Raw genomic sequence first — 13,201 nt, 5'->3', positions numbered from 1 at the left:
AATGTGCGAAAAATTTTATACGTTATCCGATCTTGCAAATCGTGCCGGGCGCGCTTGGTACGCGGGACGCGCCGCGGAATGTTCTGACGGCATTTTGGGGCATCAAAACGGTTCCCGGACTTGAAGCGCCTGAACACAGCACCTAGCTTAGTATTGGTACCGTACCGTACGGTACTTTAAATCTGTAAAACTCAGGCCAGACCTGCGTTGCCTGCTTTCGATTTCTCACTCTTCAGGACGGAGACTTTATCATGTCGAATTCACTCAAGATTGAACTCACTCGCGACATTCCAGCCATTCATACTGCGTCCGATGACGTCTACATCCAGATCCCGGATATCAAGAAAGAGGACATGATCCCCTGGTCGATGAAGGATGATTACTTCTACCCGCTGTGCCTTGATTGCCAGAGCAATCAAATGACCCTTCTCTTCCAATTGGCGGCGGGCGGCATTCACACCCACTATCACTGCGGCCAGACCTTCGCCTACACCTTTCAGGGCAAGTGGCGTTACACGGAAGAAGGCAGCAAGATCATGGTGCCTGGAACGTTCATTCTGGAATATCCCGGGGTCACCCATACCGTCGAGGTCATCAGTGAAGAACCCGTCCTGATGGTCGCCAATATGCGCAGCGGGTTTTTGTTCGTCGACCGCTCTCCAAGCGAAATCACCGAACCGGGCGAGCATCCCAAGATCACCATGTATCAGGATCCCTATTACTTCTACTACCGCGCAAAACAGTACTACGAAGAAGAAGGCAAGGATTTCTCCCAGATCGAGATGGTGACAACGCTCGGAACCGCCATCCGGCCACCGCATACCGCCAGCGACCGCGATGCAAGCCGGCCTAAACTAAAGACAGCGGGAGCATAGGCCGAACGCCACGCCACGGCGGCCGGACACATCAGAGCATGGTTCGTGGAGCACTTTCACGAACCATGGCTCTTTGTTATTTGTTTCGCCTCCGTAATGGTGTTTTGTCTGCGCTCCGGAACATGCGCTTACCCGGCTGCTATCGCGACACCACGGCAAAGGAGATGACCGCTTCCACAATTGTGTTTTCCACCCTGTTTGATAGAACGGCCGCACGGTTCGCAAAGCGGGCTGGTATTTGATTGCGTACAATTGTATACACTCAGCCATTCCATTCCAGACGGGCCTGTCACGGCCCGGACCGACCACCGTTCGAACATCAGGAAATGTGAGACACATGGCCGACATCATCTACACCAAGGTCGACGAAGCACCGGAACTGGCAAGCGCCTCTTTCCTGCCGGTCATCCGTTCCTTCACCAAGGCCGCAGGCCTGACAATCGGCACGCGGGACATTTCGCTGGCCGCCCGCATCCTTGCAAGCTTCCCCGAGTATCTGAGCGATGACCAGAAGCAGTCCGACGATCTTGCCGAACTCGGCGAAATGGTCAAGCAGCCGGATGCCAATGTTATCAAGCTGCCGAACATCTCCGCCTCCCAGCCTCAGCTGAACGCGGCGATCAAGGAACTACAGGCGCAGGGCTACAAGCTGCCGGACTACCCGGCCGAGCCGAAGACGGACGCGGACAAGACCGTCAAGGCGAAATACGACGCGATCAAGGGCTCTGCCGTGAACCCGGTCCTGCGCGAGGGTAACTCCGACCGCCGCGCACCAAAGGCCGTCAAGGAATACGCCAGGAAGCACCCGCACCGGATGGGTGCCTGGGCATCCTCGTCAAAGACACATGTCGCGACCATGGGCGAAAACGACTTCAGCTCCAACGAAAAGTCGCTCACCGTCCAGGCAGCGCAAGCCGGCAGCGCCAGGATCGAGTTCATTGCTCGGGACGGGGCCGCCACAACGCTGAAGGGCGACTGGCCGCTGGACGAAGGCGACGTGATCGACGCCACCTATATGAACGTCAAGGCCCTGTCCGCATTCCTTGAACAGGAAATCCGGGACGCCAGGGAACAGGGCATCCTGTTCTCGCTGCACATGAAGGCCACGATGATGAAGGTCTCCGACCCGATCATCTTCGGCCATTGCGTCAAGGTGTTCCTGAAGGACGTGTTCGACAAGCACGCAGCAACCTTTGCCGAACTCGGCGTCAATCCGGATCTCGGCATCGGCGATCTGGAAGCCAAAGTGGCAACGCTTGCGGCGGACAAGCGTAAGGAAGTTGAAGCCGACATCAAGGCGGCCCTCGACAACGGCCCCGCCATGTACATGGTGAACTCCGACAAGGGCATCACCAACCTGCATGTCTCCTCCGACGTCATCATCGACGCCTCGATGCCGGCAGTGATCCGCGCGGGCGGCAAGGGCTGGGGCCCGGATGGCAAGGAAGCCGACACCAAATGCGTGATCCCGGACAGTTCCTATGCCGGTGTCTACTCCGCCGTCATCGATTTCTGCAGGGAAAACGGCGCGCTTGACCCGGCGAAAATGGGCACCGTGCCGAATGTCGGCCTGATGGCCCAGAAGGCCGAGGAATACGGCTCGCACCCGCAAACCTTCAAGGCCCCTGCCGACGGCACGATCCGGGTTGTGTCCGCAAGCGGCGAAACCCTGCTCGAGCATGGTGTGGAGACCGGCGACATCTGGCGCGCCTGCCGGACCAAGGACGCTCCGATCCGCGACTGGGTCAAGCTCGGTGTCACCCGCGCCCGGTTGTCCGGCATGCCGGGTGTCTTCTGGCTGGACAAGTCCCGCGCCCATGACGCCGAACTGATCAAGAAGGTCGACGCCTACCTGCCCGGCCATGACACGTCCGGTCTGGACCTGAAGGTCATGGCGCCTGCCGACGCTGCCAAATACTCGACCGAGCGGATCGCCCGTGGCGAGGACACGATCTCCATCACCGGCAACGTGCTGCGCGACTATCTGACGGACCTTTATCCGATCCTTGAAGTCGGAACGTCTGCCAAGATGCTTTCCATCGTTCCGCTGATGAATGGCGGCGGCCTGTTTGAAACCGGTGCCGGCGGCTCGGCGCCGAAACACGTTCAGCAGCTTCAGGAAGAAAACTACCTGCGCTGGGATTCGCTCGGCGAATTCTGCGCGCTCGGCGCCTCTCTGGAGCACCTTGCCAATGCCAAGGGCAACCCAAAGGCCGCCGTGCTGGCAGAAGCGCTCGACACGGCAATCGGCCAGCTGCTCGACAACAACAAGTCACCGTCCCGCAAGGTCGGCGGCCTCGACAACCGCGGCAGCCACTTCTACATCGCGCTTTACTGGGCCCAGGCACTGGCCGCTCAGGACAAGGACGCGGACCTGAAGGCCCAGTTTGCTCCGGTCGCCGAAGCGCTGACGGCAAACGAAGACAAGATCGTTGCCGAACTCATTGGTGTTCAGGGATCTCCGGCAGACACCGGCGGCTACTATCACGCACCGCAAGCCAAGGTCGACGCCGTCATGCGCCCGAGCGCGACCTTGAACGGCATCATCGGCTAAACCGGTCTGACCGGTTCGAAAACACAAAGGGCGGCCCCGGCCGCCCTTTTTTCTTGCCTTTTGAACCGTCTGCATGGCCGCCAAACCGGTGAGCCGATCAATCACCTTACAAACAGCATCACCGGTTCTTCGTTCGGCGCCCAGTCGGCACACCCCTGCCCGGTTCGGGACAGGGGTGCGGTCACTCTTGACGGTCCTTAAACAAACAGGAAATCGTCGCTGTTCAGGCTCGACAGCGCAACGTCCTGCAGAAGAACACAGCTCGAATCGTCGATCTCGATCAGCGTATCGGCACCGACTTCAAACGCGGACGCAACGACGTCGGTAAAGCTGTTGAACAGGTCGAGACCAAATTCGACAATGTCGAAGGCGTCGAAATCCGTTACAACATCGCTGCCGGACCCGCTCGTCAGAAACACGAAGCTGTCAGCGCCAGAACCGCCGGTGAGGATATCATCATCGCCGCCACCGGTCAGCCGGTCATCCCCTGTTCCGCCGTCCAGGATATCGTTCCCGGCATCGCCGAACAGGATATCGTTTCCAGCTCCTGCCAGAATGGTGTCGTCGCCTTCCTGAGCATAGATCTTGTCATCGGAAGCTCCCAGTTCAAAGATGTCGGCAGCTTCGGTTCCGAAGTCGGTCACAAGACCGGACCTGGCATCAATTGTCTGACGGCCAAAATCCGTCCAGTCGAGGATAACGCCGTCAACACCGCGATCCGCATACCGGTTGATCGCGTTCTCTGCCCAGGAGTTGTTGTCTTCCACGGTCCAGGTGAACACTTCCAGCCCCTGTTCGTGATAATCCTCGATCCGGCCGGACGTCGTGAACCAGTCCGAGATCGCCACGCCGTCGATATAGTCCGGCTGGTCGGAACTGGGCGGAAGGAAGCCGAGCTGATAGATGTCGTAGTCGACGCCCAGTTCGAGCATTGCTTCATGGGCTTTTGCATTCGCTTCGGCGGAAAAGTCCTGATAGGCCCAGGCATCCTGATCGACGCCGTGCTCCGCCATCGTCCGGATCACTTCGGCAGGAAGGTTGACCCCGGCCGCATCGTAGGTGTCATAGCCTTTGGTTTCGACAAGAAACCCGACTTTCCGTCCGGTTTCCGCTTCCTTCTGCTTGGCCAGTTCGATCATGGATTCAAAGGTCGGGTAGCGCAGCTTTTCTTCTTCGGTGAAAGAGGAGTAGTCGCGCTCATTCAGGCCGTTCAGATCGTGAGAGGCAATCAAAACCCCGTCGCGGGTACGGATCAGGTCGCACTCGACCATGTCGGCCCCGCAATCAAATGCGATTTCAAAAGCGTCCAGTGTGTTTTCCTCGCCGGGCAAAGATCCCCGGTGCGCGATGACTTTTGTCATTTTCCGATACCCTCATGCATGATCGGTTCAAATTCACCACCGGGCCGGCCCGGCAGCATGCCCCGGCTCGAAAGCCCAAGGGCGGACGTACCCGCGAAACGCCAAGGCGCTGTCTTGCCTTGCGGCCCCGCGGAGGTTCAGATTGCAGACACACCTCCCCCGGCCGCTTGAAAGCCGTTTCAAGCGTCAGGCAGGTCGCCGCTTTCAGATCTGATCAGGCTTGCGCCACAAGCAGCTGGGCGCTCAGCTCGTTGAACACCGGGACAAAGGCAGGGCCCGGCAAACAGTCGATGACAACTATGTCCGCATCATTCATGTCTCCCCCGACCGCAGCGGCACGGCGGCCGAACTTGGTGTGATCGGCCACGAGGACCGCGCACCGGCTGTTGCGGCGCATTTGCTGGCGCAGGCGCACTTCCGTCTCGTGGAAATCCAGCAGGCTGCCATCCGAATCGATTCCCCCCACACCGAAAACCGCAAAATCCGCGCGGTATCGTGAAAACAGCCCGACGGCCGTTTCGCTGACAAAATCGCGGTCGGGCAATCGCACCTCACCGCCTGGAACAATGATCCGGTGATCCGGATTGGCCGCTGCTGCCATCGCCGCATTCAGATTGTTCGTGATGAGCGTCAGGCGATCCCGGCCTGCAAGCGCCTCCGCGACAAGGGCCGGAGTGGTCCCGACCGACAGGAACACCGTGGCGCCGTCATGGACCAACCCGGCTGCTTTTTCGGCAATCGCCCGCTTGTTTTCCAGGTTCAGGACGGATCGGGTGTCGTAGGCCACGTTCCGGGAGCTGTCGATGAACTCGGCTCCGCCATGAAGGCGGCGCAGCTTTGCCTCCTTGCAAAGCGCGTTGATGTCGCGGCGGATCGTATGAGACGAAACGCTCAAATCATCCGCCAGCCGCTCGACCAGCACACGGCCTTCGTGCTGGGCAATTTCCAGTATCTTCTCCTTGCGGGTCATTCACGCCAATCCCGATTGATCACCCGTGCCACTGGCCGGCACAGCCCCTTGCACGCTTTTGCGAAGCGCTTGCTCTATAGGCGTAGTCTATTGAATTTATGAGACAGTTTTCTGCTCATTGGAGCAAGTTTTAATGACACACGCGCAAATCGAGCGCTCGATCAAGCATGACACAACGAACTCGCTGATCCTGCCGAATAATACTAAATATGAAATATAATAAATTTTAAAAAGAGAGATTTATTCAATCGGAATCTACGCAAAGTATTACGTAGTTAAAAATATAATCTACCGTTTTATTAAATAATAATTTCCTAAAATTAAGATACCTTGTTGCATTGAATATGCAATCTGAGTAAGCATTGCTCCTTTAAAGTGTAAATTTAATAAATACAACCAAAATTAAACTTCTGATTTAGTCCATACAACGCCATCTAGAACGGCACACTGTTTAATAGCAGCAACAATTACGTTGCGAGGAGGAAACGATGCTTACCGAACTTACGAGAACCGTTGTTGAAACCCAGCTTCCATCCGACGCCGATTTGGAAGAAAAGATTCGCAACATCCGATCGGCACGGAATGCTGCTTCGCCGCAGGTTATCCGGGCTGGGTCCGCAGACGAAGTGGAAAGTGCACAAGTCAATGCCGGCAGTTTAACCTCTTTCACGCAACGCCTGACAGGGCAAAGCAAAAGCGACGTCAAGAATTCGACGCTCTTTGCACAGCTGGCATCGGACTATGCCTTCGACCGCTATTCCAAGCCCATGGACTGGTACAAGAATTATGTCACCGTCCTCGGACAAATTGGCTGGAACCAACCTGCCTTCGCTTTTGATACTTACACTTCCGGCGGCTCAACGGTCCAATTGGACGAAGCTGTTCTCAACATCCTGTCCGCCATTGCGACCGGAGACGAGATCGCAATGGTCAACGCGACCATGGAAGGTCTTCGCAATCTAAGCGATGACTCGAAGCAGATGACCATTTGGGACGCACATGCCAGCAATGGCAACAATGGCACTTTCCAGATCATGCCGGTCGACAAGCTGGACAATGACGACGTGGTCATGATCCTCACCGGGATGCAGTTCAATGCCTCCACCAGCCATTACCGGTTCCTGTGGTGGTCGTGGAACAGCACAAGCATCAACATCCAGCGGGCCGCAAACCGGTTTGTCCTCAACGAAGACGTCTATAGCCAGGTTCGCCAGGCCGTGATCGACAAGTTGGGTGAAAAGGCATCACAACTTGTGGCCGACATCCCGCTCGGCTGATGCAATGCAGCACCCGGGCTGATCCGGCGCCGGGTGCTGCCCCCCTTCCATATCCAAATTCCTGTCGCGGCCTATCTGGAACCGCGAGAAACGGGGGAGCGCATGACAAGCATTTCTGGGATTTCAGGCATTGAGCTGGCAACACGGCAAGGCCACGAAAACACATCGGGAGAACCTCTGGAACGCACGCTTTTCTCAAGCTCGGAAGTCAATTCAAACGCGCTGCTGGCGCTTGACCGTTCGCTCAGCCAACAAGACAAGTCCGATGTTGCTGCGAGCTTTTTGTTCGGACAGCTGGCAGCGAATGCGGCTGCGGACAAGTTTCACAATCCGGAATTATGGACAAAGAAGATGCTTGACACGCTCTCCGGCATCGGGTGGTCCGTTGTGAGCGAAAGCAAGACGTCCCCGTCCTCAATTACGGCACCTTTCGACTGGTCCGGCATAACAATGAATGCGTTCAACAAAGCATATGGCAGCGCCTCCAAACTCATGGCAGGAACTGTCGAAGCGGCGACTGCACAGCCAGCAGGAAGCGCAGCTGCTCAGCTTTGGAATACAAATACGCTCGATGACGGGAACGGGATCTATCTGCTTGGCCTGTCCGAACTTGATCAAGAAGGCGAGCCGAAACTCAGCGTGCTAACAAGTTCTTTTTCCCTGACCACCGGTACGACAGGCATTTTGGCCTGGGCCAGTCAAGCAGACATGGCAACGCAATTCGCGGTCCTAGTGCTCAACCTTGATGTCTATAGCAAGGTTCGCAAACAGATACTGGAACGCCTTGGCGACAGGATACGAACCGAAATCGCACCGATATAGAGCTGGCATAACTGGGGGAGCGCCAGGTTTCGCGGTCTGATAAGGCTTCCCTGCCTTGTGCGGGCGCTTACACCCCGAATCCCGACACTTGTAAGTCACGCGGAATGACAAGGCGTCATTCGGCCCGGGCACCGGTACAAACCCATTCACGAAACATCTGCATGGCTGCGGTTTCCTTGCGCGAATGCAGCCACGTGATCCAATAGCTACCCAAGTGCACACGCATTTCAAAGGGTTGGACGATCCGGCCACATTCCAGGTCCTGCCGAAACATTTCAATCGGAACCAGGGCCACTCCGGCGCCAGTTGCCGCTGCATCGACCATCACGGGCGAGGAGTCGAACATCCAGCCCCCGGGACGCGGCGCATCAAGTCCCGCGCACTCGAACCAGATTCTCCACTCGTCCCGCCGATAGCTGCGCAGCAAGCGCCGGGTAAACAGATCGGCTGGCTTTTTCAGGGTCTTGGCAAGTCCCGGGGCGCATACGGGCGAAAACCCCGGCTCCAGAAGGTGCTCGGCCGCGGCTCCATGCCAGGCGCCATCGCCGAATCGGATGAAACTATCGAGCCCGTCGCCCAGAAAATCCGCCCTGTTGTTGTTGGTTTTCACCCGCAGGTCGATATCCGGATGGCTGCTGGAAAAGGTCTGAAGCCGGGGCAGAAGCCAGCCAAGCGCGAAGGTATTGACCACACCGACTGTCAGGACCTCACGAAAGGTTCCTGCCTGAAACTGGGTCAGCATCAGGCTCATGCGCCGGAAAGCATCCGTTAGCACCGGCAACAGGATTTCGCCCTCGTCGGTCAGCGCGACACCGCGCGGCATGCGCTTGAACAGGGTTACGCCAAGAAGCTGCTCCAGCGCCTTGACATGATGACTGACAGCCGTTTGGGAAATCCTCAGCTCCAGTCCGGCCCTTGTGAAGCTGTTCAGCCGGGCCGAAGCCTCAAAGGCACGCAGCGCATTCAAAGGCAATTGCGATACGTCCATGAGCGCCTCCAAGGCCAAGTTTTTCTCATGCCTAACGCCAATAATGACTGTTTGTCGAGGGCTTTCCGCAGCCCTATCCATGTCACCGAAGAAGACCGGCCCGGGTGGCCAACGTACCGGTCTTCAGGACATACCAATCTGGAGACATTCGGTGTTCTTGTTAAAAGCTTCCAGCCGCGGCGCGCGCGCCGCCTCTTTGGCCCTCTTTCTGACCACACTGCCCCTCGCGGCCCCAGCCAAAGCGTTCGAGCCGGAACCACTGGCCAGCGCAATCACCAACATGGAACAGCGGGAAGGTGCCCGTATCGGCGTGTCCGTGCTCGATACCCAATCCGGTGACGTTTTCAATCATCGCGGCGACGAGCGCTTTCCACTCAACAGCACCTTCAAGGCGTTTGCCTGTGGCGCTTTGCTGCAAAAAGCACAAAATGGCGGCATCGATCTTGATGCAAGGCGACCTGTTTCGGAACAAGAAGTCGTGAGCTGGTCCCCTGTCACTGAAAAACAAATCGGGGCTCCCGGATTGACCTTCAGGGAACACTGCAAGGCTTCTTTGGAATGGAGCGACAACACAGCCGCAAATGTTGTTCTGGAGGCTGTCGGCGGCCCTAAAGCAATGACCCAAGTCCTGCGCACCTTTGGAGACACGACAACCCGCATCGACCGCTTTGAGCCTGACGCCAACATTCAGCCAGAGGGCGAAGTCCGAGACACAACCACCCCGAAAGCAGCCCTCCAAAGCTTCAAGACGTTTGTCGCGGACGGGGTCCTGTCGGGCGGCGTACACGCGGACTATCTCGACTGGATGAAGAGCGGGCAGGTAACGGGTGCGCTGTTGCGGCCGCATTTGCCCGAGGCTTGGGAGATTGCCGACCGCTCCGGTGCCGGGCGCGACAAGACCCGGTCGGTCATTGCCGCCATCTGGCCGCCTGAAAGCGCGCCCGTCTATGTGGCGATCTATATCGATCTTGAGGCAGGTGCCAGCATGCAAAGGCGCAATGAGATGATTGCGGAACTGGCACAAACCCTGTTTCAAGGCCTCAAGACCCCTTAAGCCTTCAGCGCAAAATCACTGTCGAGAATCAGAGCTATTCCAGACAATATGCGAAAACGGGCGGTCGGCATTACTGCCGGCCGCTCCTGATGGTCTCGATATTGCGCTTCAGCTCCCGGAGCGCCTTGTTCAGCCGGTTCATCTCGTCTTCCGGCACACCGGCATGGTCAATCAGGGTCTGGCTGACGCAACCGGCTTCACCGCGCAAGGCCTGACCGTCTGGGGTCAGATCGATGAATACCTGCCGCTCGTTTTCCGGATTGCGCTTGCGTTCCACAAGCCCGGCATTCTCAAGCCGTTTCAGGAGCGGCGTCAGCGTGCTGGATTCCAGATCAAGCTCACTGGCCATGCCACCGACGGTCCGGGGGGCCTGTTTCCATAACAGGTTGAGAACCAGATACTGCGGATACGTGATCCCCAGACGGTCAAGCACCGGCTTGTAAAGCCGCTGGATCGTCATGCCTGCCGAATAGATCCCCAGACACAAGTGATCATCCAGGCTCGGCGGGACGGTTTTTTCCCGGTTGTCAACGGCCATGGCGGTTCCTTTCATCTTGCTCCGGATCACCATAATATATATCGCGATAAAAAATATCTTGACAAGAGATCATGCCCTCCACATATTTCGAAAGTTGATATCGCGATATCATTTATCGCAATAACATTGGAGCTGATCATGAAATTCGCCGGTTTCCTTTTGTCCTCCGCCCTGTTGGCGACATCTGCAGTCGCGCAGCCTATCCTGGAAGAAAAGACACAGGCTTTCGTTGACATCGTGAGTGAGGCCACCCCGCTCTACACCCTGTCCCATGATGGCGCTCGCAAGGTCCTGGCGACCGTCCAGCAGGAAAGAATCGCAACCGCGGCGACCATGGCCGAGGACACGGTTTTCCCGGTCGGCCCGACCGGCGAAGTCCGGATCCGGATCATCCGCCCGGAAGGCGCCGATGGCAAACTGCCGGTGATCATGTATTTTCATGGCGGCGGCTGGGTCATGGGCGACCGCAACACTCATGACAACCTGATCCGCGAGCTGTCCGCGCAGACAGGCGCCGCCGTTGTCTTCGTGGAGTACGACAACGCGCCCGAAGTGAAATACCCCGACAACAACGAGCAGGCTTACGCGGCAACGGAATATGTCGCCAAAAACGCAGACGCACTCGGCGTCGACGCCAGCCGGATCGCAGTTGCCGGCGACAGCGCCGGTGGCAACATGGCCGCCGCCGTCACCCTGATGGCCAAGGAGCGCCAGGGCCCCGAACTGATCCATCAGGTTCTGTTCTATCCCGTCACCGATGACATATCGGACAACAGCTCCTACACAGCCTTTGGCGAAGGCCCGTTCCTCACCGAAAAGGCGATGGACTATTTCCTTGAAGCCAACTATCCCGCCGACCGCCGCGACGAAGTTCTTGCCTTCCCGCTGCGTGCCAGTGTCGACCAGCTGAAAGGTCTGCCGGACGCCACCGTGATTGTCGCCGAAAACGATCTCCTGCGCGACGAGGGCGAAGCCTATGCCAGGAAACTGACCCAGGCCGGTGTCACCGTGACCGCGACCCGCTACAATGGCACGATCCATGACTTCGTGATGCTGAACGCACTGGCAGATACCCCCGCAGCCAGGGCCGCCATTTCCCAGGCAGCAAGCGAATTGAAAAAGGCCTTCGCAAGCTGATGCGCCAATCGGGATGGAGGGTCGTCTTTCATCCCGGTTCACTCACCGGAACAAGGAAAGCCCCATGCCCCCGGACCGGCCAACTGGCCCATCGGCGCGACCGCGCCTTGCAAGAAGTGTGTCAGGAAAAGGAATGGGTCCATATGCATGCGCCCGCACCCCGCATTCTCGAGCTGATGTCCCTTCCGGTCCTGCTGGCCGCCTTGGGCCTGTGCGCCCTGACCTGATCTCAAAGTTATGCAAAAGGAACCAAATCATGTCCGTAAAAACGCTCTACACCACCACAGCAACCGCAACCGGCGGCCGGGACGGCCACGCCAGCACCGAAGACGGCGCTTTTGACGTCAAGCTCGGCACGCCGAAGGAACTCGGCGGCAATGGCCAGGGAAACAATCCCGAGCAGCTGTTTGCAGCCGGCTATGCCGCCTGTTTCCTGGGCGCCATGAAATTCGCCGCCTCGCAGGGACAGCACGCCAAGGTTCCCGCTAGCGCTTCCGTCTCAGCCACCGTCGGTATCGGCCCGCGCCCGGACAAGGGCTTCGGTCTCACTGTCGCCCTTGAAATCACCCTTCCCGGCGTCGAGTTTGATGCGGCTGAGGCCCTTGTTGCGGAAGCCGACACGATCTGCCCCTATTCCCACGCGGTCCGGGACAATATCGAGGTCACGATCAAGACCGCCCAACCGGCCTAGGCACCTTGTCAAAGACCACAAAAAAGGCGGCCCGTTTTGGGCCGCCTTCGATTTCGGGATGATGCGAACCCGTCAGGCCGCGCGATGATGCAGACGGTTGTAGAAGATCGGCGACTTCGCAAACGGCGCAAGCGTCTTGGCACCGGCCAGAACTGCGAGATCGAGCAGCGGCTCTGCCAGAACCACAAGCATGTAGGCAACACCGAAAGAACCGACCGAGGACAGGTTCCCGGCCCCGAAGCCCTGACCGTAAAACGCCCAGAACGCCACCCAGGCCACAATGCCGCCCTGATAGGCGGTCGACAATGCCAGGGCCTGCTTGTAGCTGACGTCGACATAAGCCGTGTTGGCGGGAATGATCCGCTTGGCCAGCATGCTGACGGCAAACAGCGGAACGATCAGGGTGGTAACGTTGATGCCGTATTGCGGCAGGTCGAAAGGCGCCACCAACGCGCCCTGAAGCAATAGCCCGGCCGCAAGGCCGATTGCAGCGGGGCCTGCGCCAAAGACAAGATACAGGGTCGACCCGAGAATGAAATGCACCTCGGAAACGCCGACCGGATAATGCGGCAGCACTTCGAAGAAGCAGAAGACGAAAACGGTGGTTGCAATCGAGCGCAGGATCAGGGCGGCGGCTCCGCCATCGCTTTTGATCGTGTCGAGCGCCATCTTGCCGAGCAAGCCGAAAGAGGCCGCTGCCGTCGCATAGCTCAAGGTAATTTTGGCACCGTCCACGATGCCGGGTTCAATATGCATGTCGCACTCCCTTGCGCACCCTCCGTGCGCGAGCGGTATTGATCGGTTGCCCTCAAAGGGCCGCGTGAGATGGCAGGTCTCCTGGCTTGCGGGTCTTCGCCCGGCCCCGCCTTCCCGGCCATCCGGCCAGTGGCACTCAGGGGCCTCGCTCTCCGCTCACAGTTGCGGGGGCAGCCAC

The 13,201-nt window shown here is 58.1% G+C and carries 12 protein-coding genes and 1 riboswitch; of the genes, 7 read left to right on the top strand and 5 right to left on the bottom strand.

From position 1 onward, the window contains the following. Positions 1 to 251: 251 nt before the first annotated feature. A complete protein-coding gene (locus E1297_RS08845; protein ID WP_155136764.1) occupies positions 252 to 875 on the top strand; it encodes a hypothetical protein in 624 nt (207 codons plus the stop codon). 328 nt (positions 876 to 1,203) lie between these two features. Next, positions 1,204 to 3,429 (top strand): NADP-dependent isocitrate dehydrogenase, encoded by a 2,226-nt coding sequence (locus E1297_RS08840; protein WP_368669500.1) that lies wholly within the window; start codon positions 1,204 to 1,206, stop codon positions 3,427 to 3,429. Between the two features lie 197 nt (positions 3,430 to 3,626). Here the strand turns inward: E1297_RS08840 and E1297_RS08835 are convergent, their stop codons facing one another. Further along, positions 3,627 to 4,790 (bottom strand): glycerophosphodiester phosphodiesterase family protein, encoded by a 1,164-nt coding sequence (locus E1297_RS08835; RefSeq protein WP_155136758.1) that lies wholly within the window; start codon positions 4,788 to 4,790, stop codon positions 3,627 to 3,629. A gap of 214 nt (positions 4,791 to 5,004) precedes the next feature. After that, positions 5,005 to 5,760: a DeoR/GlpR family DNA-binding transcription regulator gene (locus E1297_RS08830; protein WP_155136755.1), complete on the bottom strand. Its 756-nt coding sequence runs from the start codon at positions 5,758 to 5,760 to the stop codon at positions 5,005 to 5,007. A 488-nt stretch (positions 5,761 to 6,248) separates the two neighbouring features. On the opposite strand from E1297_RS08830, the gene E1297_RS08825 reads away from it, so the two are divergent. Then, positions 6,249 to 7,037: a hypothetical protein gene (locus E1297_RS08825; RefSeq protein ID WP_155136751.1), complete on the top strand. Its 789-nt coding sequence runs from the start codon at positions 6,249 to 6,251 to the stop codon at positions 7,035 to 7,037. Positions 7,038 to 7,139: 102 nt separating this feature from the next. Next, entirely contained in the window at positions 7,140 to 7,859 is a 720-nt protein-coding gene (locus tag E1297_RS08820) for a hypothetical protein (protein WP_155136748.1), read from the top strand. Positions 7,860 to 7,974: 115 nt separating this feature from the next. Here the strand turns inward: E1297_RS08820 and E1297_RS08815 are convergent, their stop codons facing one another. Continuing rightward, the gene (locus E1297_RS08815; RefSeq protein WP_155136745.1) at positions 7,975 to 8,847 is read right to left on the bottom strand and encodes a LysR family transcriptional regulator; all 873 of its coding nucleotides are present in this window, start codon (positions 8,845 to 8,847) and stop codon (positions 7,975 to 7,977) included. A 151-nt stretch (positions 8,848 to 8,998) separates the two neighbouring features. Here E1297_RS08815 and bla point away from each other — a divergent pair, with 151 nt between their 5' ends. Continuing rightward, positions 8,999 to 9,901, top strand: coding sequence for a class A beta-lactamase (bla, locus tag E1297_RS08810; protein ID WP_196223252.1), 903 nt, complete (start codon positions 8,999 to 9,001; stop codon positions 9,899 to 9,901). A 70-nt stretch (positions 9,902 to 9,971) separates the two neighbouring features. On the opposite strand, the gene E1297_RS08805 is transcribed toward bla, so the two are convergent. Then, positions 9,972 to 10,439: a MarR family winged helix-turn-helix transcriptional regulator gene (locus E1297_RS08805; protein WP_155136738.1), complete on the bottom strand. Its 468-nt coding sequence runs from the start codon at positions 10,437 to 10,439 to the stop codon at positions 9,972 to 9,974. 138 nt (positions 10,440 to 10,577) lie between these two features. Between E1297_RS08805 and E1297_RS08800 the strand changes: the two genes are divergently transcribed. Together E1297_RS08800 and E1297_RS08795 are read left to right on the top strand one after the other, a co-directional pair. Beyond that, a complete protein-coding gene (locus E1297_RS08800; RefSeq protein WP_155136735.1) occupies positions 10,578 to 11,576 on the top strand; it encodes an alpha/beta hydrolase in 999 nt (332 codons plus the stop codon). Between the two features lie 256 nt (positions 11,577 to 11,832). After that, positions 11,833 to 12,267 (top strand): organic hydroperoxide resistance protein, encoded by a 435-nt coding sequence (locus E1297_RS08795; RefSeq protein WP_155136732.1) that lies wholly within the window; start codon positions 11,833 to 11,835, stop codon positions 12,265 to 12,267. A gap of 72 nt (positions 12,268 to 12,339) precedes the next feature. Here E1297_RS08795 and E1297_RS08790 read toward each other — a convergent pair whose 3' ends face one another. After that, on the bottom strand, positions 12,340 to 13,023 hold the full coding sequence (locus E1297_RS08790) for an energy-coupling factor ABC transporter permease (protein ID WP_155136729.1): 684 nt from the start codon (positions 13,021 to 13,023) through the stop codon (positions 12,340 to 12,342). Positions 13,024 to 13,076: 53 nt separating this feature from the next. Continuing rightward, positions 13,077 to 13,201, bottom strand: a riboswitch (cobalamin riboswitch). This riboswitch is flagged as partial in the annotation.

Source organism: Roseibium sp. RKSG952 (genome assembly GCF_009711355.1).
This window is presented reverse-complemented; position numbering and strand designations above follow the sequence as displayed.

What these genes read in the sequence shown, in the direction of transcription:
- E1297_RS08845 (WP_155136764.1), top strand. Translation starts at nt 252, where the DNA reads ATGTCGAATTCACTCAAGATTGAACTCACTCGCGACATTCCAGCCATT.
- E1297_RS08835 (WP_155136758.1), bottom strand. Translation starts at nt 4,790, where the DNA reads ATGACAAAAGTCATCGCGCACCGGGGATCTTTGCCCGGCGAGGAAAAC.
- E1297_RS08830 (WP_155136755.1), bottom strand. Translation starts at nt 5,760, where the DNA reads ATGACCCGCAAGGAGAAGATACTGGAAATTGCCCAGCACGAAGGCCGT.
- E1297_RS08825 (WP_155136751.1), top strand. Translation starts at nt 6,249, where the DNA reads ATGCTTACCGAACTTACGAGAACCGTTGTTGAAACCCAGCTTCCATCC.
- E1297_RS08820 (WP_155136748.1), top strand. Translation starts at nt 7,140, where the DNA reads ATGACAAGCATTTCTGGGATTTCAGGCATTGAGCTGGCAACACGGCAA.
- E1297_RS08815 (WP_155136745.1), bottom strand. Translation starts at nt 8,847, where the DNA reads ATGGACGTATCGCAATTGCCTTTGAATGCGCTGCGTGCCTTTGAGGCT.
- E1297_RS08805 (WP_155136738.1), bottom strand. Translation starts at nt 10,439, where the DNA reads ATGGCCGTTGACAACCGGGAAAAAACCGTCCCGCCGAGCCTGGATGAT.
- E1297_RS08800 (WP_155136735.1), top strand. Translation starts at nt 10,578, where the DNA reads ATGAAATTCGCCGGTTTCCTTTTGTCCTCCGCCCTGTTGGCGACATCT.
- E1297_RS08795 (WP_155136732.1), top strand. Translation starts at nt 11,833, where the DNA reads ATGTCCGTAAAAACGCTCTACACCACCACAGCAACCGCAACCGGCGGC.
- E1297_RS08790 (WP_155136729.1), bottom strand. Translation starts at nt 13,023, where the DNA reads ATGCATATTGAACCCGGCATCGTGGACGGTGCCAAAATTACCTTGAGC.